This window comes from Brachybacterium phenoliresistens, assembly GCF_039530785.1.
GTDB lineage: Bacteria > Actinomycetota > Actinomycetes > Actinomycetales > Dermabacteraceae > Brachybacterium > Brachybacterium phenoliresistens.
In genome coordinates, this window is record NZ_BAAAOW010000006.1 from 79,638 (window position 1) to 105,003 (window position 25,366).

At 75.1% G+C, this 25,366-nt stretch carries 23 protein-coding genes and 1 riboswitch; of the genes, 7 read left to right on the plus strand and 16 right to left on the minus strand.

Annotated elements, in window-relative coordinates:
- Positions 1 to 143 precede the first annotated feature (143 nt).
- The gene (locus tag ABD234_RS13280) at positions 144 to 839 is read left to right on the plus strand and encodes a PadR family transcriptional regulator (protein ID WP_344357054.1); all 696 of its coding nucleotides are present in this window, start codon (positions 144 to 146) and stop codon (positions 837 to 839) included.
- Here ABD234_RS13280 and ABD234_RS13285 read toward each other — a convergent pair whose 3' ends face one another.
- The 4 genes from ABD234_RS13285 to ABD234_RS13300 all read right to left on the minus strand — a co-directional run bounded on the left by ABD234_RS13285 (position 840) and on the right by ABD234_RS13300 (position 4,497).
- On the minus strand, positions 840 to 1,529 hold the full coding sequence (locus tag ABD234_RS13285) for an energy-coupling factor transporter transmembrane component T family protein (RefSeq protein ID WP_344357057.1): 690 nt from the start codon (positions 1,527 to 1,529) through the stop codon (positions 840 to 842). It abuts the gene before it with no gap.
- Complete coding sequence (locus tag ABD234_RS13290) at positions 1,526 to 2,848, minus strand: ABC transporter ATP-binding protein (protein ID WP_344357060.1); 1,323 nt, start codon at positions 2,846 to 2,848, stop codon at positions 1,526 to 1,528. The genes ABD234_RS13285 and ABD234_RS13290 overlap by 4 nt, the downstream gene beginning before the upstream one ends.
- Complete coding sequence (locus ABD234_RS13295; RefSeq protein ID WP_344357063.1) at positions 2,845 to 3,447, minus strand: ECF transporter S component; 603 nt, start codon at positions 3,445 to 3,447, stop codon at positions 2,845 to 2,847. The genes ABD234_RS13290 and ABD234_RS13295 overlap by 4 nt, the downstream gene beginning before the upstream one ends.
- Before the next feature lie 40 nt (positions 3,448 to 3,487).
- Positions 3,488 to 3,596, minus strand: a riboswitch (TPP riboswitch).
- 13 nt (positions 3,597 to 3,609) lie between these two features.
- Positions 3,610 to 4,497 carry a universal stress protein gene (locus ABD234_RS13300; RefSeq protein ID WP_051486968.1) on the minus strand — a complete coding sequence of 296 codons (888 nt, stop codon included), beginning with the start codon at positions 4,495 to 4,497 and terminating at the stop codon, positions 3,610 to 3,612.
- A gap of 82 nt (positions 4,498 to 4,579) precedes the next feature.
- Between ABD234_RS13300 and ABD234_RS13305 the strand changes: the two genes are divergently transcribed.
- Both ABD234_RS13305 and ABD234_RS13310 read left to right on the plus strand, forming a co-directional pair.
- The gene (locus tag ABD234_RS13305) at positions 4,580 to 4,918 is read left to right on the plus strand and encodes an ArsR/SmtB family transcription factor (protein WP_038373402.1); all 339 of its coding nucleotides are present in this window, start codon (positions 4,580 to 4,582) and stop codon (positions 4,916 to 4,918) included.
- Positions 4,919 to 4,921: 3 nt separating this feature from the next.
- Positions 4,922 to 5,425 (plus strand): SRPBCC family protein, encoded by a 504-nt coding sequence (locus ABD234_RS13310; protein WP_344357069.1) that lies wholly within the window; start codon positions 4,922 to 4,924, stop codon positions 5,423 to 5,425.
- On the opposite strand, the gene ABD234_RS13315 is transcribed toward ABD234_RS13310, so the two are convergent.
- Together ABD234_RS13315 and ABD234_RS13320 are read right to left on the minus strand one after the other, a co-directional pair.
- On the minus strand, positions 5,376 to 6,620 hold the full coding sequence (locus ABD234_RS13315; RefSeq protein WP_038373405.1) for a multidrug effflux MFS transporter: 1,245 nt from the start codon (positions 6,618 to 6,620) through the stop codon (positions 5,376 to 5,378). The two genes, ABD234_RS13310 and ABD234_RS13315, sit on opposite strands and share 50 nt — an antisense overlap.
- 9 nt (positions 6,621 to 6,629) lie before the next feature.
- Positions 6,630 to 7,337, minus strand: coding sequence for a FadR/GntR family transcriptional regulator (locus ABD234_RS13320; protein WP_344357074.1), 708 nt, complete (start codon positions 7,335 to 7,337; stop codon positions 6,630 to 6,632).
- Between the two features lie 103 nt (positions 7,338 to 7,440).
- Here ABD234_RS13320 and ABD234_RS13325 point away from each other — a divergent pair, with 103 nt between their 5' ends.
- From ABD234_RS13325 to ABD234_RS13335, 3 genes are read left to right on the plus strand one after another with little or no spacing between them, the layout of a single operon-like run.
- Positions 7,441 to 8,823: a four-carbon acid sugar kinase family protein gene (locus ABD234_RS13325; protein WP_084148563.1), complete on the plus strand. Its 1,383-nt coding sequence runs from the start codon at positions 7,441 to 7,443 to the stop codon at positions 8,821 to 8,823.
- Positions 8,820 to 9,725, plus strand: a complete 906-nt coding sequence (locus ABD234_RS13330) for an NAD(P)-dependent oxidoreductase (RefSeq protein WP_038373407.1) — start codon at positions 8,820 to 8,822, stop codon at positions 9,723 to 9,725. The genes ABD234_RS13325 and ABD234_RS13330 overlap by 4 nt, the downstream gene beginning before the upstream one ends.
- Before the next feature lie 31 nt (positions 9,726 to 9,756).
- Entirely contained in the window at positions 9,757 to 11,118 is a 1,362-nt protein-coding gene (locus ABD234_RS13335) for a M20/M25/M40 family metallo-hydrolase (protein WP_038373408.1), read from the plus strand.
- Positions 11,119 to 11,127: 9 nt separating this feature from the next.
- Here the strand turns inward: ABD234_RS13335 and ABD234_RS13340 are convergent, their stop codons facing one another.
- From ABD234_RS13340 to ABD234_RS13365, 6 genes are all read right to left on the minus strand, one after another.
- On the minus strand, positions 11,128 to 11,748 hold the full coding sequence (locus ABD234_RS13340) for a TetR/AcrR family transcriptional regulator (protein WP_038373409.1): 621 nt from the start codon (positions 11,746 to 11,748) through the stop codon (positions 11,128 to 11,130).
- An 89-nt stretch (positions 11,749 to 11,837) separates the two neighbouring features.
- A complete protein-coding gene (locus ABD234_RS13345; protein WP_344357081.1) occupies positions 11,838 to 13,463 on the minus strand; it encodes a lamin tail domain-containing protein in 1,626 nt (541 codons plus the stop codon).
- 99 nt (positions 13,464 to 13,562) lie between these two features.
- On the minus strand, positions 13,563 to 15,074 hold the full coding sequence (locus ABD234_RS13350; protein ID WP_344357084.1) for an FGGY family carbohydrate kinase: 1,512 nt from the start codon (positions 15,072 to 15,074) through the stop codon (positions 13,563 to 13,565).
- An 11-nt stretch (positions 15,075 to 15,085) separates the two neighbouring features.
- Positions 15,086 to 15,898, minus strand: coding sequence for a DUF4352 domain-containing protein (locus ABD234_RS13355; RefSeq protein WP_344357086.1), 813 nt, complete (start codon positions 15,896 to 15,898; stop codon positions 15,086 to 15,088).
- A 148-nt stretch (positions 15,899 to 16,046) separates the two neighbouring features.
- Positions 16,047 to 16,790, minus strand: coding sequence for a hypothetical protein (locus ABD234_RS13360; RefSeq protein WP_344357089.1), 744 nt, complete (start codon positions 16,788 to 16,790; stop codon positions 16,047 to 16,049).
- A gap of 102 nt (positions 16,791 to 16,892) precedes the next feature.
- Positions 16,893 to 19,001 (minus strand): 3-hydroxyacyl-CoA dehydrogenase NAD-binding domain-containing protein, encoded by a 2,109-nt coding sequence (locus tag ABD234_RS13365; RefSeq protein ID WP_344357092.1) that lies wholly within the window; start codon positions 18,999 to 19,001, stop codon positions 16,893 to 16,895.
- 207 nt (positions 19,002 to 19,208) lie between these two features.
- Here ABD234_RS13365 and ABD234_RS13370 point away from each other — a divergent pair, with 207 nt between their 5' ends.
- Positions 19,209 to 19,631, plus strand: coding sequence for an SIP domain-containing protein (locus ABD234_RS13370; protein ID WP_344357095.1), 423 nt, complete (start codon positions 19,209 to 19,211; stop codon positions 19,629 to 19,631).
- On the opposite strand, the gene ABD234_RS13375 is transcribed toward ABD234_RS13370, so the two are convergent.
- The 4 genes from ABD234_RS13375 to ABD234_RS13390 all read right to left on the minus strand — a co-directional run bounded on the left by ABD234_RS13375 (position 19,632) and on the right by ABD234_RS13390 (position 25,290).
- Positions 19,632 to 20,426 carry a DeoR/GlpR family DNA-binding transcription regulator gene (locus tag ABD234_RS13375; RefSeq protein ID WP_344357098.1) on the minus strand — a complete coding sequence of 265 codons (795 nt, stop codon included), beginning with the start codon at positions 20,424 to 20,426 and terminating at the stop codon, positions 19,632 to 19,634.
- 28 nt (positions 20,427 to 20,454) lie between these two features.
- The gene (gene pdxA, locus ABD234_RS13380; RefSeq protein WP_344357101.1) at positions 20,455 to 22,653 is read right to left on the minus strand and encodes a 4-hydroxythreonine-4-phosphate dehydrogenase PdxA; all 2,199 of its coding nucleotides are present in this window, start codon (positions 22,651 to 22,653) and stop codon (positions 20,455 to 20,457) included.
- 82 nt (positions 22,654 to 22,735) lie between these two features.
- Positions 22,736 to 23,893 carry a sialidase family protein gene (locus tag ABD234_RS13385; RefSeq protein WP_038373419.1) on the minus strand — a complete coding sequence of 386 codons (1,158 nt, stop codon included), beginning with the start codon at positions 23,891 to 23,893 and terminating at the stop codon, positions 22,736 to 22,738.
- Positions 23,894 to 23,919: 26 nt separating this feature from the next.
- Entirely contained in the window at positions 23,920 to 25,290 is a 1,371-nt protein-coding gene (locus ABD234_RS13390) for an Nramp family divalent metal transporter (RefSeq protein WP_038373420.1), read from the minus strand.
- Positions 25,291 to 25,366: the final 76 nt, after the last annotated feature.

Genomic DNA, 25,366 nt, shown 5'->3' on the forward strand with positions numbered 1-25,366 from the left:
CGCCTCACGAGCCAGATCGGCCCGGATCCGGTTCGTGAGGCGGCACTCGCCGCGGGGCGGGCGGGAGGTCGCGGCGGGGCACCCCTTGCGTCCCGCGAGTTAGCGATATATCGTGATGCTACGCGATATGAAAGGATACGATCATGCATACCCATCATGACCACCACGAGCGCCCCGACCGCGGGCGCCGGCATCACGACGAGGACTGGGGCAGGGAGCTCCCGGGCGAGGGGCCGCGCGTCGGCCGCGGGCCCCGCGGAGGCCGCGGCGGCCGGGGCTTCGGGCCGGGCTTCGGGCCGGACTTCGGCCCCGGACCGGACGGCGAGCGCGGCCCGCGCCGCGGCGGCGGCCGCGGGCGCGGCGGCGGTCCGCATCGCGCGCCCCGCGGGGACGTGCGCACCGCGGTGCTGCTGCTCCTGCAGGAGGAGCCGATGCACGGCTACCAGCTCATGCAGACCATCGCCGAGCGCACCGGAGGGCGCTGGAGCCCCAGCCCCGGCGCCATCTACCCGACCCTCAGCCTGCTGGAGGACGAGGGCCTGGTCGCCACCGAGAAGGAGGGCGGGCGCAAGCTCGCGAGCCTGACCGACGCGGGCCGCCGCCACGTCGAGGAGAGCTCCTCCTCGTGGTCGAACCCGTTCCCGGGGCAGGACCCGCACTCCGACGAGGAGCGCGTCGATCTGCGCTCGCTGATGTTCGAGCTGCGCGGCGCGGTCCGCGAGGTGGGCCGGGCCGGCAGCGAGGCGCAGATCGCCGAGGCCGCCGAGATCCTCGAGAGCGCGCGGGCCCGGATGTACCGGATCCTCGCGGGCGAGACCCCGCCCGCGACCGGGTCCTGATCAGGCCGGGACCGCCACGACCGCGGCGACCACGAGGGCGCAGACGGCGACCAGCAGGGCGTCGCCGCGCCCCAGGGGCACCGGCCGCCAGACGGTGCGGGGCCCGTCGGTCAGGCCCCGGGACTCCAGGGCGAAGGCCAGCCGCTCCCCGGAGCGCAGCGAGCCGACCAGCAGCGCGAAGGCGCAGCGGCCCAGCTGGCGCGGGGACAGCCTCTCCCGCCCCGACCGCACGAGATGCGCCCGGGTGATGGTCCGCCAGCGCCCCGGCAGCTGCTCGAGCATGCGGTGCCCGGCCATCAGCGCATAGGCGATGCGAGGGCTCAGCCGCGCATGCTGGACCAGGGAGACCATGAGGGCGCGCGGCTCCGCGGCCCGCGCGAGGATCAGCGAGGCGGTGCCGATGGCCAGGGCCCGCAGGCCCAGCGCCACGCCGATGATCAGCCCCTCCGGGGCGGGGCGCGTGAGCGCGTTGACCACCACGATCCCGGCCGCGAACAGCACGAACGGGATCTGGGCGAGCGCCAGGCGTCCCGGAGGGAAGCGGGCGCCGGCGAGGGCGGCCAGCAGCAGCAGCGCGTACAGGACGCCCAGCCGCGGCACGTCGTGCAGGAACAGGGTGACCACGCTGGTGGCCAGCACCAGCCCCAGCAGCACCGTCGGGTTGCGGCGCGCGAGGTAGGCGGGCCTCATCGCAGCACCCCGTCCTCCAGGCGGAGCACCCGGTCCGCCCAGCGATGCGCCGTCCGAGCGTCGTGGCTGGTCAGGAGGACGGCGGCCCCGTCGTCGGCGGCGTCGCGCAGCAGCCGCATGGTCCGCACGGCGGCCGCACGGTCCAGGCCGTACCCGGGCTCGTCGGCCAGCAGGACCTCCCGGCCGTGCAGCAGCATGGCCCCGATCGAGAGCAGCCGCTTCTGCCCGCCGGAGAGCCGGTAGGGGCTGGCCTCGGCGTGCTCGGCCAGTCCGATCCGCGCGAGCATCGCCTCGACGCGATCGGCCGCGCCGACGGGCAGGCCCTCGGCGAGCTCGGCCCGCACGGTGGCGGCGACGAACTGGTCCTCCGGGTTCTGGAGGACGAGGCCGGGCCGCGGGGAGCGGGAGGCGAGGGACTCCAGGAGCGTGGACTTGCCGGCGCCGTTCGCCCCCATGATCGCGACCATCTCCCCGCCGTGGAGGTCCAGCTCCAGGCCGCGCAGCACCGGCCGGCCGCCGCGGGACACATGGAGGTCGCGCACCGTCATCCGCGCGGGCCCCAGGGGCACCTCCCGGGGGAGCCAGCAGCCCTGCGCGGCCAGGCGCGGGCCGTGCCGGGCGAGCACCGCGGCGGTGGGGCCGTCCTCCAGCACGCGGCCCCGCTCGTCCAGGGCGATGGTGCGCGGCGGGAGGCCGGCCAGGCCGCGCTCCCCCGCCCAGTCGTCGAGCCGGTGCTCCACGAGGATCACGGCGACCTCGGCCGGGAGGCCCTGGACGGCGCGGCGCACCGCCGCGACCCCGGCGGCGTCGAGCATGGCGGTCGGCTCGTCGAGCAGGAGCACCGCGGGGCGAGCCGCGAGGGCGGCGGCGAGGGCCACGCGCTGCAGCTCCCCGCCGGAGAGCTCGGCGGTCTCCCGCTCCTGCAGGTGCGCGGCGCCGACCTGCGCGAGCACCTCCGCGACGCGGGGGCCGATGTCCGCGGGCCGCCACCGGCGGTTCTCCAGCGGCAGGGCGACCTCGTCGGCGACCCGCGAGAGGCACACGCCGGCGACCGGGTCCTGCCCCACGAAGCCGACGCGGTCCGAGGTCGCGGCCACGCCCGCGCGGATCGGGTCGATGCCGTCGATGGACAGGGCGCCCTCGACGCGGCCGTGCACGTGCTGCGGGACGGCGCCGGCCAGCGCCCGCAGCAGGGTGGACTTCCCCGCGCCGCTGGGGCCGAGCACGAGCACGTGCTCGCCGGGGCCGATGCTGCCGCTCCAGGGGCCGACGCCCCCGCCGCCGGGCAGGACGATCTCGAGCTCCTCGGCGCGGATCATCGGCGCACGAGCTCGTCCGCGGCGACGGCGGGGCGCAGGTTCGCCAGCACGCCGGTGCGCTCGAGGGCGCGGACGATGCCCCGCGCCAGCAGGCCGCCCAGCAGGGCGCCGCTGAGCAGCTGGAGGGTCAGGCGCAGCGGGAGGATGTCCTGGCCCAGCCAGCCGAAGCGGACGGCGGACCAGAAGAACACGAGGCCCGCCCCGCACAGGCCGGAGGCGAGGAAGACGGCCGCGCCGTAGCGGCGGTAGCGGGTCAGGGCGAAGGGGATCTCCGAGCCGATGCCCTGGATGAGGCCGGTGATCAGCAGCAGGGGCCCGGCGGGGCTGCCGAGGAAGACGACCTCCACGGCGGCGGCGAGCAGCTCCGCGATCACGCCCACGAAGGGCTTGCGGAGGATCGCGAGGGCGATCGGCGCGACCAGCAGCCAGCAGCCGATGAGCAGGTTGCCGGTGAGGTCGCCGAGCGGGCCCATGAGGATCGACAGCGCCGTCCAGGCCTGCACGAAGACCCAGTACAGGAATCCGAAGACGACGCCGAGCACGACGATGACGACGATGTCGCGCAGGGTGAGGCGCGCGGTGGGGCGATGAGCTGCCATGTCAGGGGTTCTTCCCGGGCGATGGCACGGGCGCGGACGGCGGTCGTCCGGCGAAGCTCCCTGCGCCGGCATGATCCGGATCAGGTTCTACGGTCGGAGTTGGAGAACTCCCTCTCAGCCCAGCTCACTGGACTCCCGTGCTCGGCGCGAGTATAGCCGCGCTCAGCTCTCGTCGACGATCTCGGGCTTCTCGTCGGAATCGACGGGGACGTGGTCGTGCCGGCAGATCGCGGCGTTGCCGGGGGCGTGGTGCATGATCGCGTGGGCGGTCGAGCCGAAGCGGCGGCGGCCCTCGCCGTGGTGGCCGACGACGATGATGCGGGCGCTCTCCGCGGCCGCGAGCAGCCCCCGCGGCACGGTGCGGTCCTCGAGGACCTCGCCGGTGACCTCCACCCCGGAGTCCGCGCCGAGCTCCTCGCGCGCCTGGGCGAGCGCGGTCTCGACGATGGCGCGGGCGGCGTCCTCGCTCACGGCGGCGTGGCCGTCGACCACGCGCTGGACGTGGACGATGCGCAGCGGCGCCCTGCGGATCCGCGCCAGGCGCACCCCGGAGGAGACGGCGCCGAGGCCGGCGTCGGATCCGTCGACGCCCACCAGGACGGGGCCGTCGGGCTCCTCCTCGGAGCGCACCACGAGCACGGGGCAGCCGGAGTGGGTGACCAGGCCCAGGCTGACCGAGCCCAGCAGCATGCCGAAGAAGCCGCCGAGCCCGCGGTGGCCGACCACCAGCAGGCGGGCGGTGCGGGAGGCCTCGCCGAGCACGACCCGGGCGTGGCCGGTCACCAGCGAGGTGCCGACCTCGACGCCGGGCGCGGTCTCGCGGGCGAGGTCCGCGGCGTCGGAGAGCAGCCCGAGGGCCTGGTTGCGCAGCCCGCTGCCGGCGACGCCGTCGACGGGGTCGACGTTCTTGCCCAGCAGCGGCCAGATCCAGGCGTGGACGATCCGCAGCTCCCGCCCGGCGTCCCGCGCCAGACGGGCCGCGTAGCGCACGGCGATCCTCGAGGCCTCGGAGTCGTCATGCCCGACGACGATCTTCCCGGTGAAGTCCATGACCCCAACCTACTCCGCGAGCATGACCTGCGTCACCTCGACCCCTTGACAACCTACAACCCTTCGGTTGTAAGTTGGGGGCGTGCACGAGACCGAGGAGGACCGGGCGGACGCCTGGTTCCACGCCCTGTCGGACCGCACGCGCCGGGACATCCTGCGGCGCGTGCTGGCCGGCGAGTCCTCCGTCTCAGCACTCGCCCGGAAGTACGACATGAGCCTCACGGCCGTGCAGAAGCACGTCGCGGTGCTCGAGAGGGCCGGCCTCATCACCCGGCGTCGGGCGGGCCGGGAGTCCCTGGCCCGCGGCGACGTCGAGGCGGTGCGATCGGTCCAGACGCTGCTCACCGAGCTCGAGGCCGTCTGGCGCGGGCGCATCGCCCGCATCGACCAGCTCCTCGAGAGCTCAGCCCAGGAGGATTGACCCATGCCCGTCACCGACGTGACCCACGACCTCGACGCCCTCACCCTCACCCTGACCGCGCGGTTCGCCGCGCCGATCGACCAGGTCTGGGACGTGTACGCCGACCCGCGCAAGCTCGAGAAGGTCTGGGGTCCCGAGACCTACCCCGCGACCGTCGTCGACCACGAGCTCGCCCCCGGCGGCCGCGTCACCTACTTCATGACCGGCCCCGAGGGCGACAAGCACTACGGCTACTGGGAGGTGGACGCGGTCGACGCCCCGCGGTCCTTCACCTTCCGCGACGGCTTCGCCGACGAGACCTTCGCGAAGAACCCCGAGCTGCCCGAGTCGACCAACGAGTTCGTCTTCTCGGAGGTCGACGGCGGCACCGAGGCGGTCTACACCTCGACCTACGCCTCCCGCGAGGGGCTCGAGCAGGTGCTCGCCATGGGCGTGGTCGAGGGCGCGACCAGCGCGATCAACCAGATCGACGCGCTCCTCGCCGGTGGTGCCACGTCCACAGACTGATCGAGACGACCACGAAGACCAGCGAGGCGACGGCCGTGCTGGTCAGGTTCACCATCACGAGCGGAGCGATCGCCCCGGCCAGCAGCGCGTTCAGCACGAGCGAGAAGAACGTCGACAGCGAGGCGGCCGCTCCCCTCTCGTGGGGGAACAGGTCCAGGATCTCCAGCTGGATCGGGGAGAACATGAGCGCCACCGTGAAGGCGATGAGCATCGGCCCGATCACCGCGACCAGCAGCCCCGCCCCGAGCTCGCCGTCGTAGGCGGGGGCGATCAGGGTCAGGACCACGTTGACCAGACAGGTGACCACGGTGGCCGCGAGGGCGAGGGTGATCAGCCGGGTCCGGGGGACGATCTCCGCGACCCGGCCGGTCACCCAGGCGCCGGCCATCATGCCGATGATCAGCGGCACGAACAGCACCCAGAAGTCCTGCTCGCCCAGCCCCAGCAGGCCGGTGACGAAGATCGAGGCGCCGGCGATGTACAGGAACTGCGCCGCGAAGGCGAAGGCCGAGGCGATCGCCAGGCGCAGCATCGTGCCCGAGCTGCCCACCCGCAGCAGCGAGGCGAGGATCGCCCGCACCTTCAGCGGCGTCCTCTCCCCCGGCGGCAGGGTCTCCGGCAGCAGCGCCGTGAGGACGATGACCGCGATCGCGTACAGCGCGATCGCCCAGAACACGAGGCGCCAGCTGCCCAGCAGCAGCACCCAGCCGCCGAGGATCGGCGCGAGCGCCGGGGCGACGGAGAAGATCATCATGATGCTCGCCATGAGGCGCTGCGCCTGCGGCCCGGAGAACAGGTCCCGGACCACGACGCGGCTGACGATGGTCGCCGCGCCCGCGCTCGCGCCCTGCACCAGGCGCAGCGCGATGAGCACCTCGAGGCTGGGGGCGAAGGCGGAGGCGATCATCGCCAGGGTGTAGATCGCCAGGCCCCCGAGCATCACCCGCTTGCGCCCCAGCGCGTCCGAGAGCGGGCCGTGGAAGATGCTCATCACCGCGAAGGAGGCGAGGTAGGCGCTGACCAGCTGCTGGAGGGCCACCTCGTCGCGGCCGAACTCGGCGCCGATCCTCCCGAAGGCCGGGAAGATGGTGTCGATGGTGAACGGCCCGATCATCGCCAGCAGCGCGAGGGTCGCGGTGAGGCGGGCCCCGGCCTTCGCACGGGTGGGGGGCGGGGCGGCGGCGGCAGAGGTCACCGCACGATCCTACGCGTGCGGATGCGTGACGTACCGGCGCAGGTCCTCGGCGGTCTGGCGGAGGTGCGCGGCCATCGCCTCCCGCGCCGCGGCACCGTCCCCGCTCGCGAGCGCCGCGCGGACCCGGCGGTGCTCGACGATCGCGTGGGCCTGGATCTGCGGCACGGCGCTGGTCTCGGCGCGCGCCGCGGCGAGCACCGCGGACAGCGGCTCCATGAGCACGGGCACGAAGGGGTTGCCGCTGGCGGCGAGGACCACGGCGTGGAAGGCGAGGTCGGCGCGCACGAAGGCCTCCACATCGGCCGCGGCCGATGCCTCCTCCATGGCCGTCACCTGGGCGTCCAGCGCGGCGAGGTCCTCGGGGCCGATGCGCTCGGCGGCCAGCTGCGCGGCCCCGCACTCGAGGATCCCCCGCATCTCCAGCAGGTCGCGCGAGATCTGGGCGGGATCGCCCTGGGTGCTGAGGGCCTGGATCACCGCGGGCAGGGAGGTCCAGCTGCGGGTGGGGTTGACGTAGGTGCCGCGGCCGCGCTCGATGCGCACCAGCCCCTGGGCGTGGAGCACCTTGATGGCCTCGCGCACCGTCACGCGGCTGACCTCGTACTGGGAGACGAGCTCGTGCTCGCCGGGCAGGGGGGCGTGCTCGGGGAACTCCCCCGCGACGATGCGCTCGCGCAGCGAGTCCAGGACGTCGTCCACCAGCAGCCGTCGTGCCATCGTGCGCCTCCTCTTGCCAGCGGCGATTCTCGCATGCCACACTCGTTCCTGCCAGATGTCAGACATGTGACAGGTTCGAATCCCCGTGACGAAGGAGTCCGCCATGGCCGCGGCGCAGCGCATCCTCGTCGTCCTCGACGACGACCCCACCGGCACCCAGTCCGTCCACGACCTGCCGGTCCTCACCCGCTGGGAGGTGGCGGACCTCCGGTGGGCCTTCGACCAGGCGCCCGCGGCGGTGTACGTGCTGACCAACTCCCGCAGCCTCGAGCCGGCCGATGCCGCGCGCCGGAACGAGGAGGTCGCCCGCGCGGCGCTCGAGGCCGCCGCGCAGCGGGGCGTGGACATCGGCTTCGTCTCCCGCTCCGACTCGACCCTGCGCGGCCACTTCCCCCTCGAGACCGACGTGCTCGACCGCGTCCAGCGGGAGGTCACCGGCGCCGGGGCCGATGCGGTCGTGCTGGTCCCCGCCTTCCCCGAGGCCGGGCGCGTGACCATCGACGGCACCCACCACCTGCGCGCGGCCGATGGCACGCTGACCCCCGCCGGGGAGTCCGAGTTCGCGCGCGATGCCAGCTTCGGGTACACCGCCAGCCACCTCCCCGGCTGGGTCGAGGAGAAGTCCGCCGGGCGGATCCGGGCCGCGGACGTGCGCGTGCTGGACCTCGCCCTGCTGCGCGGCGGGCCGGAGGGCGTGGCCGCGGCCCTGCGCGAGCCCGGCACCGCGCCCCGCTGCGTGGTGGCCGACGCCGAGCACGAGGACGACCTGCGCGCCCTCGCCGCCGGGCTCGAGCTCGCCGAGGCGCAGGGGCTGCGGGTGATCCACCGCGTCGGCCCGCCGTTCGTGCGCGCCCGCATCGGCCAGGAGCCGCGCAGCCCGCTCACCGCGGACGAGGTCTACGCGGGACAGGATCCCGCCGAGCGCACCCCGGGCGGGCTCATCGTGGTGGGCTCGCACGTGGGCCTGACCACGCGGCAGCTGGAGCGGCTCCACGCCGGCCACGGCGCCGCCCGCACCGTCGAGCTCGACGTGCCGACCCTGCTGGAGGAGGACTCCCGCGCGCAGCACCTGCGCGACCGCGTCGCCGAGATCGTCGCCGCGCTCGCGCACGGGGACGTCGTCGTCCACACCTCCCGCACCCTCGTGCGCACCGAGGACGCCGACGGCTCCCTGCGGATCGCCCGCGCCGTGAGCTCCGCCGTGGTCGAGACGGTGCAGCGGGTGCTCGCGGCCGCGCCGCCGCGGTTCGTCATCGCCAAGGGCGGGATCACCTCCTCCGACGTCGCCGCGCACGGCCTGGAGATCCGCCGCGCCGTGGTGCGCGGGCCGATGCTGCCGGGGATCGTCTCCCTGTGGCAGGCCGTCGACGGCCCCGCCCGCGGCATCCCCTACGTCGTCTTCGCCGGGAACGTCGGCGACGACGACTCCCTGCTGCAGGTCACCCGCACCCTCTCCGCCACCGCCTCCGAAGGAGCCTCCGCATGAGCACCACCGCCGCCCGCACCGTCGCCGTCCTCGGCCTGGGAGCCATGGGCCTGCCCATGGCGACCCGGCTGGCCACGGGGGATCTCGCCGTGCGCGGCTTCGACATCTCCGCCGAGCGCGGCGAGCTCGCCGCCCGCGCCGGGGTCGCCGTGGCCGCGAGCGCCCGCGAGGCCGTCACCGGCGCGGATGCCGTGCTCCTCGCGGTGCGCGACGGCGCCCAGCTCGACGCCGTCCTGTTCGGCGAGGACGGCATCGCCGCGCACCTGCGCCGCGGCGCCGTGGTGCTGCTGACCAGCACCGTCGGCGCCGAGCCGGTGGTCGCGACCGCCGCCCGCCTGGCCGGGGCCGGGATCGGCCTGGTCGACGCGCCGCTGTCCGGCGGTCCCGTGCGCGCCGGGGAGGGGGACCTCCTGATCGTCGTCGGCGCCGCCGCGGCGGACCTCGAGGTCGCCCGGCCCGTGCTCGAGCGCCTCGCCTCCACCCTCACGGTCGTCGGCGAGCGCCCCGGGGACGGCCAGGCGCTGAAGACCGTCAACCAGCTGCTGTGCGGGGTGCACATCGCGGCCGCCGCCGAGGCGCTGGCCCTGGCCGACGCCCTGGGCCTGGACCGGGCCGGCACCCTCGAGGCCCTGCAGTCCGGGGCGGCCGCCTCGTTCATGCTCGGCAACCGCGGCCCGCGCATGCTCGAGGCGTACGAGGAGGGCGGCGCCGAGGTCCTCTCGCGGCTGGACATCTTCGTCAAGGACCTCGGCATCGTCGCCGACGCCGCCCGCCGCGAGGCCGTGCCCACGCCCGTCGCCGCCGCCGCGCAGCAGCTGTTCCTGCTGGGCGCCGCGCAGGGCAAGGGCGCGCAGGACGACTCCGCCGTGATCACGGCGCTCGCGCCGCAGCTGCGCGGATAGGCTGGACGGAACCGCTCCGAGGAGGACACCCGTGCCCGATGCCGCCCCGACCAGCCCCGCCGCTCTCGAGCTGCTCCAGGACGAGGCCGTGCGCTTCACCCAGGAGCTGATCCGGATCGACACCACCACCTACGGCGGGGACGACCCGGCCACCTGGGGGCCCGGCGAGCGGGCGGCGGCGGAGTACGTCGCCGAGAGGCTGCGCGAGGTGGGGCTGGAGCCGCAGCTCGTCGAGGCGTTCCCGACCCGCACGAACGTGCACGTGCGCATCCCCGGGGCGGACCGCGCGCGGGGCGGCCTGGTGCTGCACGGGCACCTGGACGTCGTGCCCGCGCGCGCCGAGGACTGGTCGGTGGATCCCTTCGGCGGGGAGATCATCGACGGGATGATCCACGGCCGCGGCGCCGTGGACATGAAGGACATGCTGGGCATGATGCTCGCCGTGGTCCGCCACATGATGCGCGAGGGCATCACCCCGCCGCGCGACCTGGTGGTCGTCTTCTTCGCCGACGAGGAGAACGCCTCCCAGCACGGCTCGCAGTGGGTCGTCGAGCACCACCCGGAGATCTTCGCCGGCTGCACCGAGGCCATCAGCGAGGTGGGCGGCTACTCGATCACCCTCCCGCAGCGCGAGGGCGGGCAGGACGTGCGCGCCTATCTCGTCCAGACGGCGGAGAAGGGCCTGGCCTGGGGCCGGCTGCGCGCCACCGGGCGGGCCAGCCACGGCTCGGTGCCGACCTCGCAGAACGCGATCGTGCGCCTGGCGGAGGCGATCGCCCGGATCGACGCGCACCCCTTCGCCCACGAGTACATCGCCAGCGTGCGCGAGCTGTTCGACGGGGTCACCGAGATCACCGGCCAGGGCTGGGACGAGGAGGATCCCGAGGCCTTCCTGCCGCTGCTGGGCGGTGCCCGCCAGTTCGTGGCCGGCACCCTGCAGGACACCATGAACGTGACGATGCTGGAGGCGGGCTACAAGGTCAACGTGGTCCCGCAGACGGCGGAGGCCGGCATCGACTGCCGCTTCCTGCCCGGGCACGAGGAGCAGCTGATGTCGCTGCTGACGGAGCTGGCCGGGGAGCACGTCGAGGTGATCATCGACTACCGCTCGATCTCCGTGGAGTCCCCCTCCACCGGGCCGCTGGTCGAGGCGATGACCGCAGCGATCCAGGCGGAGGACCCGGGCGCCCGCGTGCTGCCGTACTGCCTCAGCGGCGGCACGGACAACAAGGCGCTGAGCACCCTGGGGATCCGCGGCTACGGCTTCGTGCCCCTGCAGCTGCCGGCCGATCTGGACTTCGCCCCGCTGTTCCACGGCGTCGACGAGAGGGTGCCGGTCGACGCGGTCCGCTTCGGGGCCCGGGTGCTGCTGGGGATGATCACCCGCTGCTGAGCCGGCAGGTCAGGCCTCGGCGGCGGCGCGCTCGAGCAGATGCTCGACGAGGCTGCGGGCCCGCGCGCGGACCGTCTCGCGCGGGAGCGGCTCCTCGGCGATGAGCCAGGCGGACAGGGTCACGAAGATCCCGCCGCCCAGGAAGACGGCGCGGTCGCGCACGGTGCAGCCCGGAGGATCCACCGGGGAGGCCTCGAGCACCACCTCGAAGCGGTCGGCGAGGGCGCGGACGATCACGCCGTCGACGGCGGCGGAGACCTTCCAGCGGCTCACGACGCGCACCAGGTCGCCGTGGTCGACGAGGGCGTCCAGCACCCGCAGGATGCTGCGGCGCGCCCGGTCGGGGGCGGGGAGGTCGGCGGCGGCATCGGCCGCGTCCTCCTCGGCGAGGGAGTCCAGGACGGGGACGATGAGCATCTTCGCCACGTCCTCGAGATCCGAGAAATGGGTGTAGAAGGCCGCACGCGAGATCCCGGCCTCCTTGGCGAGGGAGAACACGGTGATGTCGTCCCGACCCTCGGCCGCCAGACGCACCATGGCGTCCATCACGGCCTGGCGGGTGCGCGCCGGTCGGGGGTCTGCGGCCCGGGTCTTCTCTGGCTTCGGGTCGGAGGAGGAGGGGGACGGCATGACCTCATGGTAGCCGTTGGTATACCGATCATGCGAACAGGTGCCGCCGCCCGGTCGGATCGCCCTGCCACGGTGACCTGCACGGATGGTCAGGTACGGCGGCTGCAGCGGAGCATCCAGGCGCCGGAGGCCAGGGCCAGGAGGGCCAGGGCGCCGAGCGCGGCGGTCTCCGCGCCGGTCAGGGCGAGCGGCCCGGCGGGGGTCGGGGCGGCCGTCCCCGCGCCCGAGGGGACGGCGCCCGCTCCCGCGGCCGCATCGCCCGGGAGCGCCTGCTCCCCCGCGGCCGTCGCCGCCTCCGCATCGGCCGACGGGGAGGCCGACGGCCCGCCCGTGCCCTCCGCCGGGGCCACCGGGGCGGCGGCGCGCTCGGGGACGAGGAGATCGGGCGCGGCGGACGCCGGCGCCGCGCCGGTCGCGGCGGACGCGGAGGCCCCGCCGCCGGCCGGCGGCGCGGCGGGATCCTCGAGCGCGCAGTCGTTCGGGGCGCCGGGCGTCGCGCTCGCCTGCGCCCGGAAGGCGCCGGCGCACAGGCCGAGGCTCGGCGCGACATGGTCGATCCAGGACACCTCGCCCAGCCGGGACCCGTCGGGCGCGAGCAGCCGCACGGCGTCCTGCGCCCCGAGGTCGAAGCCGAGGTCGTCGCCGGCGATCAGGAGCAGGCCGCCGGCGGCCACGACGGTCCCGTCCGGGATCTCGTGGGCGCGGGAGCCGTCGGCGGCGGTCACGACGTACCCGCCCAGGTCGACGGGCGCCTCCCCGAGGTTCTTCAGCTCCACGAAGTCCTCGCCCTGGGAGCGGGCCTCGTGGAGGACCACGGGGGCGGCGCAGCGGTTGGCCTCGCCCTTGCTGGGGGCATCGCTCACCACGAGGTCGCCCGTGCCGTCGGGGCACCGCTGGAGGGACGGGCGGGCGTGCGCGCCGTCGGCCCAGCCGACCCGGTCGGCGAGGGTGCCCTCGGGGGTGTGCAGGCGCACGCCGCCGCCCGCGCCGAGGTCCATCCCCAGCTCCGGGCCGGCGAGCACCAGGTGCTCGCCGGGGGCGATCACGGTCCCGGCCGGGAGCACCGTGACGGCCGGGGAGTCCTCGTCCCGCAGCGACCAGTCGGTGAGGTCCACCGGCTCGGGGCCGATGTTCGTCAGCTCCACCCAGTCCCCGGGGTCGCCGCCGGCGGAGACGACCTCGTCGATGACGATCCAGTCCGCGCGCGCCGGCGGCTGCGTGGGGGCCGGGGGCTGCGCCTCCACGGGGACGGGCGCGGCGTTCTCGGCACCGGGGGTCGGCTCCGAGGAGACGCGCAGTGCGCCGTCGACCACGATGTAGGTGGTCTCCGCCGGGGTGTCCCAGGAGACGGCGTCGACCTCGGTGACGCCGTCGGGGAGGAACAGCCGCGCGCTGTCCGCGGAGCCCAGGCCGAAGTCGAAGCCGCCGTCCCCCTCGACGTCCTCCCCCGCGAGCAGGACGTGCGCGCCGGGGGCGATCACCGTGCCCGCCGGGACGGTCCAGTCGCGATCGTCCTGGTCGTCGCGCAGGTACCAGCCCGAGACGTCGACCGGGTCGGTGCCGCGGTTGGTGATCTCGACCCAGTCGTGCCCGTCGCCGTCGGACTCCACCTCGCTGATGCGCACGTCCTGGCCCGGATCCGCCGTCGCCGGGGCGAGGCCGAGCGGGAGCACGAGCAGCGCCGCGAGGAGCAGCAGGTGGGAGGGGCGGGGCACAGGAGGCTCCTGGGAGGAGTCGGGGCGGGGAGGGACGTCTGGGCACATCTGATCACCTCCCGGGCCGCGGCGCACCTCCTGCCCACGAGATGGCGCCCCTCAGCCCGCGCTCTCGCCGGGCAGGGCGGCCACCAGGTCGTACAGGGCCCGATGGGCGCTGCGGCGGGCCGCGTGGGCCGCGGCGGCGTCCTCCTGCGGGGCCGTGGCGCCGGCGCCGGGCCGGGCGCCCAGCGGCAGGATCCGGTGCGGGAGGTCCAGGGCGTCGGCCGCGGCGATCGCCGCGCCGACGAGCGCCGCCTCTCCGTCCTCGGCCGTCCGCACGGTGCGACCGGTGACATCGGCGAGGATCCTCCGCCAGGGGGCGGACCGGGCTCCGCCGCCGACGACGACGAGCTCCTGCGTGCCGGCGTCCAGGCCGTGCGCGAGGGCGTGAGCGACCCCTTCGAGGACGGCGGCGTACAGGTCGATCCCGCGGGTGGTGGCATCGGCCCCGACGATCGCGGCGCGCAGGGCCTGGTCGCGCACCGGGAACCGCTCCCCGTGGATCGAGGGCAGGGCGAGCAGGCCCGAGGGCCCGCGACCGCGCTCCTGCGCGCGGCGCTCGAGCAGGGCATCGGCCCGGGCGGGGCCGGCCCCGTCGAGCAGGGCTTCCCGGCCCCAGGCGGCGGCGGAGCCCGCGGCCAGCAGCGCCGCGATCCGCAGCTCGGGCGCCGCGGCGTCCGGCCCGGGCAGGGCGAGGCGGTGCGCGGCGTCGCCGGGGGCGTCGGCCGGCTCCGCGGGAGCGACCCGGGCCAGCCAGCCGCTGGACCCGAGATAGGCGTAGGCGCTGCCGGGGTCGAGGCCGACGGTGCCGAGCGTGGTCGCGGCCGCGTCGCCGGGCGCCGTGACCACCGGGATGCCGGCGGGCAGGCCGAGCACGGCCGCGGCCCGCGGCCCGGTGCGCCCGACGAGCTCCCCGACCCGGGTGCTCCGGCGCGGCAGCAGGGACATCGGCAGCCCGGCGGCGGCGCACGCCTGCGCGTCCCAGTCGCGCCGGTCGAGGTCCAGCAGGCCGGCCGCGGAGGCGGTCGTGTCATCGACGTGGCGGCCCAGGCCCAGCGCCTGGACCAGGTGCCCGGCCGGGCCCAGCACGATGCCGGCGGCGCGCCGGGCGAGACCGGGATCCTCCTCGAGGCGGCGCATCCACTGCGCCGGGATCGCCGTGGCGTCCTGCCGGGTGCCGGTGCGCTGCTCCCACCGCGGGTGGAGGCTGCGCAGCCTCTCGGCCTGCGCCGCGGAGCGCGTGTCGCTGTACAGCAGGGCGGGGCCGATGGCCTCCCCCTGCGCGTCCAGGACCACGAGGTCCTGCATCTGGCCGGTGACGGCGAGCGCGGCGGGGCGCACCGGACCGGCGACCGCGAGCACCTCCTGGATGCTCTCGCGCGCCGCCCGCAGCCAGTCCCGGGGATCCTGCTCGGCGGCCCCGGGGGCGGGGACGGCGGTGGGATACCCGGCCGATGCCCGCGCCGGCCGGCCCCCGCCTCCGCGCACGACCGCTCCGCGCAGGTCCAGCAGGGCGGCCTTCGCCCCCGACGTGCCGAGATCGAGGGCGAGGATCGCGGGATCGGCCACGGCGCGCCCGATCAGACGGCGGAGACGTAGAAGGAGGGCTCCTCGAAGTCGTCCAGGGAGAAGATCTCGAAGCTCCCGGTCCCGACCGCGTCGGCGGGGATCTCGAAGGCCACGTCCCAGACGGTGCTCTGGCCGTCGGTCAGGGTGGCCACGTCGAGGATCGAGTTCTCCGTGACGGCGGGTGCCATGACGTACGACTGGCCGTCCGCGGCGGTGAAGGAGATGCTGGAGTCCCAGGCCGGGTCGGTCTCCCCCGAGCCGTGGTAGGTGTAGTCCACCGTGACCAGGATGTACTGGTTGCCGGCCTCCGCCGGTGTGAGGCTCGGGCTCACCTCCTGCAGCGCTGCGGTCGCGTCCCAGGTGACCTCGCCGAGCGTGACCTCCAGGGTTCCGCCGTCGACGGCGACGGGGAGGGTGGTGCCCATCGGCAGCGGATCCTCGGAGGTGCCGTGCTCGACCGCGCCCTCGCTGGTCCCGACCGCGATGGGCTCCGGATCCTCGTCGGTGCTGCCGAGGCCGCTCAGCGCGATGACGATCACCAGGATGATCACGAGGAGGACGGCGAGCACGCCGCATCCGCCGCAGCCGATCAGCGCCCACATCTTCCCCTTCCCGCCGCCCTGGGAGGCCTGCGGGGCGGGGCCGCCGGGCGGCAGCGGGGCGGCGGTGTACTGCGGGGCCGGGGCGGCGCCGCCGTATCCCGGCGCGGGGGCCTCGTAGGAGGCCTGCGACCAGTCCTGCGGGTCGTAGCCGGAGTTCGCGGAGGAGCTCCCGGAGGGCTGCCCCCAGGGGTCGCTGCCGGGGTTCTGCGGGGGCTGGGTCATCGCGTGTCGCGACGCGCCTTCCGGCGGTCGCGCCTCCTCTCGGGGAGTTCTCGTCCGGGCGGTCCGGAACCCGGCCATCGTAGGGGCAGCGAAGGAGCCCGGCCCATGGGGACAACTCCCCATCGACCGGGCTCCGCAGGACCGGGGATCACATGGTCCAGTACACGTACCAGAGGCCGTCGCCCGCACGGATCATCTGGAAGTCGCTGCCGTACACGTCCAGCGTGATGATGCCGTCGTCGCCGACGGTGGAGGTGATGTCGTCCTCCGTGATGATCGTGGCCAGCAGCTTGATGCTCTCCACGTCCTCCGAGGAGGCGCTCGAGGTCATGCCGTCCGCGCACGCGCTCTGCTCGCCGCTGCTGAACGGCTCCTTGCTGGTCGGGTTGACCATGTAGGAGCAGGCCGTGGTGTAGTCCTCGTCGCCGAGGGCCGTGAGGAACTCGATGAACCGCGTCTTCGCCGCGGACTCGTCCTCGGCGGTGACGTCGCCGGTCGCCGCCGTGGTCTCCGCCGCGGTCGTCTCGGGCTCGGTCGTCTCGGGCTCGGTGGTCTCCGGCTCCGTCGTCTCCGGCTCCGTGGTCTCGGGCTCGGTCGTCTCCGGCTCGGTGGTGACGGTGGTCGGCGTGGGCGTCGGGTCGTCCCCGCCGTCGCGCAGCGCGAAGACGGCGACCAGGATGATCACGACGATCAGGGCGAGGACGCCGCAGCCGACGCAGCCGATGATCGCCCACATCTTCCCCTTGCCGCCCCCGCCGGAGCCGGGGCCGGTGGCCGGGGAGGCGGGCGGGTACGAGCCCGCCGCGCCGGAGGGTGTGCCGTAGGCCGGAGGCGGTCCGGGCGGCTGCTGGCCCCAGGGCTCGCCGCCGGGGTTCTGAGGTGGCTGGGTCATGGTCGCCGCGACGCCCCCCACCGGGCGTCGCGCCTCCTCTCACGGGAAGGGGATGGATCCGGTCTGTCCGGACTGACCCCATCCTACGGGGACCTGCGCGGTTCAGGCGGGCTGGAACCGGGATCCGTGGAACGGGCCGCCGCCGGCCCGCTGCGAGGCCCCGCACTGGTCCAGGTGCACGGTGATGCCGCCGCGGTGCCGTGGGAAGCCGGCGCCCAGGATCAGCGCCAGGTCGATCTGGGACACGTCCTGGACCACGCCCTCCTCGAGCATCCGGCGGATCTCCTCGGCCAGGCCGTCGCGCACGCGGTCCAGCAGGTCCTGGCCGCCGGCCCCGTCGCCCGAGCCGGCGGAGGCCCCGGCGAAGACCTCGGCGACCACGGGCCGCACCGCCGGATGCGGGCTCGCGGGGTCGCGCTCGGTGAAGGGCTCGCCGCGCTCGACCATCGCCGACAGGCCCGGCGAGGCGTGGAACCGCTCCCCCAGCTCCTCCGCGAGGACCCGGCCCACGTGATCGGCGACGGCATGGCCGACGAGGTCCAGCAGGGCCAGCGGACGCATGGGCATGCCCATCGGGTCCAGCGAGGCGTCCACCTGCTGCGGATCGGCTCCGGCGTCGAGGCTCGCGAAGACCTCGCCGAGCACCCGGAACAGGAGCCGGTTGACGATGAAGCCGGGGGCGTCGGCGCTGCGCACCGCGAACTTGCGCAGGCGGCGCACCACCTCGAGGCCCGTCGCCAGGGCGGCCTCGTCGGTGGCGGCGGTGTGGATGACCTCCACCAGCGGCATCTTCGCGACGGGGTTGAAGAAGTGCAGGCCGACGACCCGCTCCGGGTGCTCGAGGTGCTCGGCCATGGCGGCGAGGGACAGCGAGGAGGTGTTGGAGGCGAGGATCGCGGTGGGCGCCAGCTGCGCCTCGAGCTCCGCGAGGACCTGCTGCTTGATGCGCATCACCTCGGGGACCGCCTCGAGGACCAGGTCGCAGCCGGCGAGGTCCTCGACCGCGTCGGTCGCGGAGAGCAGCGGCGCGGCCGCCCCGGCGCCGGCCTTCTCGAGGATCCCGCGGGCGTGCTCGAGGCCCTTCTGCGCGATGTCCGCGTCGAGGTCGCGCAGGATCACGGGCACCTGCAGGCCCGCGGCGAGCTGCGCCGCGATCTGCGAGGCCATCAGGCCCGCGCCGGCCACGCCGACCGAGCGCAGCTCGCGGGCTCCCTCGACGGGGGTGCGCGAGGGCTTCCCGCGGCGCAGGAGCTCGGCCGCGTAGAGCGATCCGGCGGCCCCGCCGGAGCCGATCAGCTCGACCAGCGCCGCGGCCTCGCGGGCCAGGGCGTCCTCGAGCGAGGACCCGGGCAGCCGGGCGAGGAGGTCGGCGGCGCGCTGGACGGCCGGGGCGCCCTGCGCGGCGAGGCGATCGGCCCAGCCGCGGCGGGTCTCGGCGTGGCCGTGCGGCGCCGCGAGCGCCGCCTCGAGGGCGGCGGCCGCCTCGGATCCGGCGGCGGGCAGCGGCGAGGGCCGGGCGATGGACTCCTCGCCGCCGGGCAGCAGCCCCCGCTCCCGCAGGATCGCGGCGAAGGCGTCCAGGGCGGCGGGGAGGTCCTCGGCCAGCGCGTCGACGAGGCCCGCCTCGAGGGCGGCCTCGGCGCTCAGCTGCCGGTCGCGGGCAGGGTCCTCGAGGATCATCCGCGCCGCCGTCTCGGCGCCGACCACGGACTGCAGGAGGGTCGTGCCGCCCCAGCCGGGGAGGATCCCGAGGCTCGTCTCGGGCAGGCCGATGCCGCGGACGCCGGGCGCGGCGGTGCGGACATCGGCCATCAGCGCGACCTCGAGCCCGCCGCCGAGGGCGACGCCGCCGAGGTGGGCGAGGATCGGCACGGCGCTGGTGCGCACCCGCAGCTGGAGGGCGTGGACGGCCGCGGTCATCGGGCCCACGGCCTCGGTCGCGGTGGCGTCGACGAACATGGCGAGGTCCGCGCCGGCGAGGAACACGCGCCCCTGGCCGGTCATCGCGATGGCGCCGATCTCCCCGGCCTCGGCCCGGTCCAGCGCGGCGCCGACGGCCGCGACGACCGCGTCCACCGAGTGCGGTCCGAGCGTCGCCGGGCGCGTGCTGCCCTCTGCGGGCGCGAAGCGGAGGACGGCGACCGCTCCCAGCGCGGGATGGTCGACGTCCTCGACGAGGACCCGGGTGACGTGCTCGGTGTATGCGGACATCTTCGGCCTTTCCACAGCGGGGCGCCCGGTCCGGAGCGCCGCCGGGCACTGCCTGATACCGGGAGTTTCAGATACATGGTGCCGCACGGGCGCGCGGGTGTCCACCGAGGGCATCTCGCGATTTAAGCAACCCTTGCCGTTCCTAATTGCCGTCCCTACCGTGGATGACGTCCGGAACGTCCGGATCACCCCCACCGAGGAGTCGCGGTGCCACCACGTCCGGAGCGCTACCTGCTGATCGGCGACGAGGGAGACGTCCCCGTCCTGGGCGCGATGCTCGAGGAGTTCCCCGAGCGCGCCGCCGGGAACGTCGTGCTCGAGCTGCCCCCGGGGCAGAACCTGCAGCTGCCGCTGCCGCCCGGCATGCGGCTGACGATCCTTCCGCGCGAGCAGGTGGGACGCGGGGTGCGGGCCGTCGCCGCCCTGGACGCCTGGGTCGACGAATGGCTCCTGGGCGAGCACGAGCCCAGCCACATGCACGCCGTGTGGATCGGCATGCCCGGCGACCCGCTCATGGAGCGGCGCTGCGAGGAGCTGCTCATCACGCGGCCCGGATTCCACCTGCACCGGCCCTACGACCCGGAGTGCGCCGGCGGGGTCAGCGAGCACCCCGGCACGACGGCGCCCTGATCAGGGCAGGTCGACGACCTGCACCTCGACCCCGCTGCGGCGGAACAGCTCGAGCTGGCGCGGATCGGCCCCGTCGTCCGTCACCAGCGTCCAGGGCAGCGGCAGCCGCGCCCAGGAATGGAAGGGCCGATGCCCCAGCTTGGTGGAGTCCGCCAGGACCGTGACCTCGGCGGACTGCGCGGCCATGAGCTCCTTCAGGCGCGTCTGCTCGGGACCGGCCTCGCACAGCCCGTGCTCCGCCGTGACCCCGTCGGAGCTGAGGTACGCCCGGTCGAAGGTCATGCGCGACAGCGCCGCCTCGGTGATCGGGCCGATGAAGGACTGGCTCGAGCGGCGCACCGTCCCGCCGGGGCTCACCAGCTCGATGCCCTCGACGTCCTCGAGGCGGTGCAGGGCGTTCAGGCCGAGCGCGGTGACGTGCAGGGCCGCATCGGGCCCGGCGCCGGCGAGCTCCCGGGCGAGCTCGCCGACGGTCGAGCCGCCGTCCAGCAGCACGTGCTCCCCCGGCCGGATCTGCCGCCGCGCCCAGGCTCCCAGGGCCCGCTTGGCCGGGTGGGCCTCGCTCTCGCGCTCGCGCAGGGTGCTCTCCCCGGCGGCGAGGGGGATCGCCCCGCCGTAGGTCCGGGCGAGCGCCCCCTCCTCCGCGAGGCGCGAGAGGTCGCGGCGGATGGTCGAGGGCGTCACCTCGAAGCGGCGCGAGAGCTCCTCGACGGAGGCTGGCCCCGAGGACGCGGCCAGGCGCGCGATCTCCTCCCGGCGGGCCCGGGCGGAGATGGGGGTGGTGCGGCGGGCCATCGGAGCTCCTGGGACGGACGGATGCAGGTCAGCGCGTGGCCATCGCGGCGGCCTGGCGCATGGCCTCGACCATACTGCGCGGATCGGCCAGGTTCCTGCCGGCGATGTCGAAGGCGGTGCCGTGGTCCACGGACGTGCGGATCACCGGCAGGCCGACGGTGATGTTCACGCCCGCCTCGATGCCGAGGGCCTTGATCGGGCCGTGGCCCTGGTCGTGGTACATCGCGACGACGAGGTCGTAGTCCCCGCGGGTGGCCAGGTAGAACAGGGTGTCCGCGGGGAGCGGGCCGGTGGCGTCGATGCCGTCGGCGCGGGCGGCCTCGACCCCGGGGGCGATCTTCTCGGCCTCCTCGCCGTAGCCGAACAGGCCGCCCTCGCCGGCGTGGGGGTTGATGGCGCACACGCCGATGCGGGGCGCGGGGACGCCGGCGCGCACCAGCGCCTCGTGCCCCCGGCGGATGGTCCGCTCCACCAGGCCGGGCTCGATCCGGGCGACGGCGTCCAGGAGGCCGACATGCGTGGTCACGTGGATGACGCGGAGGTTCGGGGTCGCGAGCATCATCGAGACCTCCTCGGCGCCGGTGAGGGCGGCGAGCAGCTCGGTGTGGCCGGGGTAGACGTGGCCCGCCGCGTGTAGGGCCTCCTTGTTCAGCGGGGCGGTGCAGATCGCCTGCACCTGGCCGGCCAGGGCCAGGCGGGCCGCCCGCTCGATGAAGCGGTAGGACCCCTCCCCCGCGACCGCGGAGAGCTCGCCGAAGGGGAGGTCCTCGGGGATGAGGTCGAGGTCGATCACCGACAGGACCCCCGTCCCCCCGACCGCCTGGGCGGGCTCCGCGACGGCGCGCACCTCGACGTCCTCGCGGCCGATGCTCTGCGCGGCGCGGCGCAGGCGGCGCGCATCCCCGATCACGACCGGGGTGCACAGGGCGAGGATCTCGGGGTCGGTGCAGGCGGAGACGATGACCTCCGGGCCGACGCCGGCGGCGTCGCCCATGGTGACGGCGATGACGGGAGCGCTCATGGCGGGGTTCCTTCCAGGGACGGGGATGCGGTCGGGGTCGGGGCGCAGCGCCGCGACGGCGTCGCGGATCCCGCGCAGGCTGTCGCGGTCGCCGAAGCTCCCCGGGCGGGTGGCGACGAGCAGTCCGTCCTCGGCCAGGGCGAGGACGGCGCCGTGGTGGACCTGCGCGATCGGGTGCAGCCGGTCGATGCCGCGGCGGGCGAGCACGGCGCGGGCGGTCTGGCCGCCGGTGAGCACCAGGTGGTGCCCGGCGGCGGCCGCGGCGGCCGCCGCCGTGAAGGCCTCGCCGAGGGCGCCGGCGCGGGCGGGGTCCGGCGGGGCGTCCAGGAGGATCGCCCGGTCGGCGGGCTCGTGCGGGAGGTGGGCCCCGGGATGCCAGGCGTGGACCTCGCAGCCGGCCTCGGCCAGCGCCGCGACCTGCGCGCGGGCGGCCTCGGCGGCGCTGCCCACGATCACGGCCAGGGGGCCGGGCGCGACCGCCGGCAGCGGGTCGCCCGGGGCCCCGGACGGGAGGGCCGCGCCGCGTCCCACCGCGGCGGCCATCCCGCCCGCGCCGGCGATCACGGCGCCGGCGGAGAGGGCGGCGGCGGCCAGCACGTCGCAGTCCGCGTCGGTCTCGGCGTCGGCCACCACCACCCGGTCGCGGCGCAGCCGTGCGGCCAGCTGCGACGCGGCGTCCGGGCCGCGGAGCGCGGCGAGGCCGATGCTCCCGGGCCGCCGCCCCTCCCGCGCGAGGAGGTCGACGAGGCTGCGGGGCGGGGCGCCCGGTTCGAGCGCCCACAGGCCCGTCTCCTCGAGCGGCGTCCCGTCGACGCGGACCTGTGCGTCGACGACGGTGCGGCCCAGGGACGGCACCGCGGGGCACAGCAGCACGGGGGCGTGCTCGGCGGCCGCGGCGACGAGGGAGGCGACCGGTCCGCGCAGGATCGAGTCGATCTTGAGGACGAGGGCGCCCTGTCCGCGGCCCGCGCCGAGCGCGGTGCCCAGGGCGCCGCGCAGCGCATCGGCCGCGGCCGCGGGCTGCCGGTGGCGGAGGTCGAGGTCGACGGCCAGCAGGGCCGGGAGCCGGGCCTCCTCCCGGGCGAGGGCATCGGCCCCGAGCAGCAGCAGTCCCGACGATCGCGGGGAGGCGACGGCCGGCAGGGAGCCGGCGGCGGCGAAGGCCTCCTGGGCGCCGGAGAGGTCGTCCGCGAGGATCGTGATCATTCCCGCCCCTCCCGGTGTGCGTGGTTCGCGCATAGTCTATCGAGGATGCGCATTTCGCGCATCGTGGTGTCGGGCACGCGGCTCATGACCAGAGCTTCGCATCGGGATGCGCCTGATCCGGCGTGCCGTCGATCCACGCCTCCTCGAAGGAGACGTGCTTGATGGCCCTGCGGGAGTCGCAGGCGTAGAGCACATGGATGCGCCCCGCGGCGTCCAGGACCGCGTGCGGGTACTCGTGGCGGCGGTTGCTGCGGCGGTTGCCGGGCCCGGTGAACCCGTCGCCCGGCTCGATGATGCGTCGCACGGGGAAGGTCTCCCCCTCATCGGCCGAGACCGCGATGCTCATCCGCGTGCGCTCGTAGGGCCAGTGGACGACGCCGTCGCCGCGCGGGTCCTGCTCCTCGTTGGAGACGACGGCGAGGCGGCCCGAGGGCAGCGGCAGGGCGCTGATCCCGGCGTTGTTGTTGGGCAGCTCGGTGGGGACGGGGGCGCTCCAGCTCTCCCCGGCGTCCTGCGAGCGGGAGATCCACACGTGGTCGGCGAAGCGGGAGCGGAACAGGAGCACCAGACGACCGGGCGCGACCTCGACGAGGTTGGGGTGGACGCGGCCGGCGCCGTCCGGCACCGCGACCTCGCGCCAGCTCGCGCCGTCGTCGTCGGAGAGCTGGAGGACGGGCTGGTCCGAGCCGTTGCGGGTGTCGTCGTCGAAGCACAGCCACTGGGTGTGCACCAGGCGCCCCGAGGCCAGGCGCTGGATCGGCTGGCGGGCGAAGGTCCCGGGCCGGTCGAAGAGGACGTCGGGCCCGCTCCAGGTGCGGCCGCCGTCGCGCGAGCGCAGGCGCCGGATCTCGGAGGTGAACTGGAGGTTGAAGGTCTCGGGGATGCCGGACTGCCGCGAGGCCTGGGAGGTGTGCAGCAGCCACAGCTCGCCGTCGGGACGCAGGGACAGGCCCGGGTTCTGGTCCGAGCGCAGCGGGTCGTGGGTGACGGCCTCCCCCGCGCTCCAGCGGGCCGCGGCCGGGTCGTAGCGGGCCACCAGGATGTCGACGTCGCCGTTGCCCTCGTCGCTGCCGCCGAACCAGGCGGCGACCATGGCCCCGTCCGGGAGGACGGCGAGGCTCGGCGCATGGTTCGAGCGGCGCGGCGTGGGGATCAGCGCGACCTGGTGGCCGCGGTGCTCGTCGCGATGGACGCGGCCGTCGGCGGGGAGCGCGGGCAGGAGCGGGAGCTCGGGGGTCATCTCGGGATCCTCTCGGACGGGTGGGATCAGCCGCCGAAGGCGGTGGCGAACATGGTCGGGATGTTCATCGCGATCTGCACGCCCACGACGATCGCGATCACGCCGAGCACCGCCAGCAGGATCGTGACCAGGGGCGAGTTCACCGCGTAGTCGTGCATGTGCTTCCTCCGGCCGGTCAGCAGCAGGATGCAGACCACGATGATCGGCAGGCTCAGCACGGTCGAGACCGCGGTCCCGACGATGTTCAGGGCGATGAGGTTGGGGGCGCCGGGCAGGGAGGCCACCAGCGGCAGCACCATGAACACGGCCACCTGCAGGAGGCGGAAGAGCGGGTTGGTCTCGTCCTTGCCCAGGAAGCGGCGCCAGCCCGGCACGGCGTGGTTCAGGCCGTTGACGGCCAGCTGCGCGAAGCCGCGGGACTGCGGCGGGAAGCTCGTCATCGCCGCGAGGAAGATGCACATCCACAGCAGCACCGGCCCGGCCGGCCCGACGGCCACGTGCAGCATCTCGGAGAGATCGTGCTCGTCGCTGATGGAGAACCCCGGGTGCTCGCGCGAGAACTCCGCGGCGACGGTCCAGAACAGCAGGTTGATCAGCAGCAGCGGGGCCATGCCGGCGATGAGGTCCAGCTGCTGGAGGCGGCGGTAGCGGGGACCGACCCAGCCCTTGTCGCGCATGAACCCGGAGTAGAGCAGGTTGGGCATGTTCCCGGCGATGGTGCCGATGGTCGCCGAGGCGATGACGATAGGGGCGAAGGCGCTGGTGGCCTGCTCCTGCGGGATCTCGAAGGCGAGCCCTCGCACGAATCCGGCGACGTCGACGTGGCCGATCCCGATCAGGGCGTACGCGAACGCCCCGATCATCAGCACGGAGGCGATGCGGGCGATGTACTCCAGGACCACGAACTGGCGGCGCAGCAGCACCATGCCCAGCGTCGCGACCACCACGGCCAGGGCGCAGCCGAACACGCCCCAGGCCCCGCCCCAGCCGCCGGTGAGCTGGTTCAGGCCGATGGCGGCGGCCTTGACGAAGGTGGCCTGGGTGATGAAGCCCGCGATCAGCACGACCACCGCCATCACCCCGGGCAGCACCGGGGTGATCCGGGCGAAGCCGTCGAGGATCTGCGTGTCCCCGTGGCGGTTCATCAGGGTGTACTTCGCGATCGAGGAGATGATGAAGGTGCGGGCGACCAGCGAGAGCACGAGGGTCCACAGCAGCGCGTAGCCGTAGGAGGCTCCGGAGACCGAGGAGCTCACCAGGTCGCCGGTGCCCAGGAAGGTCATGGCGAGCACGAGACCCGGGCCGATGGACGTCACCCAGCCCATGCCGTGGGGCAGCGGGACCTGGTCGGGCCGCCGCTGCGGCGGGGCGGGATGGGGGGCGGTGGACGCGGCCATGGGCACTCCTCGGGACGGGTCGTCATCGACACGATCGCTGCAGGCGATCCCTCGGCGGGATTGCGCGGTGCGAGTA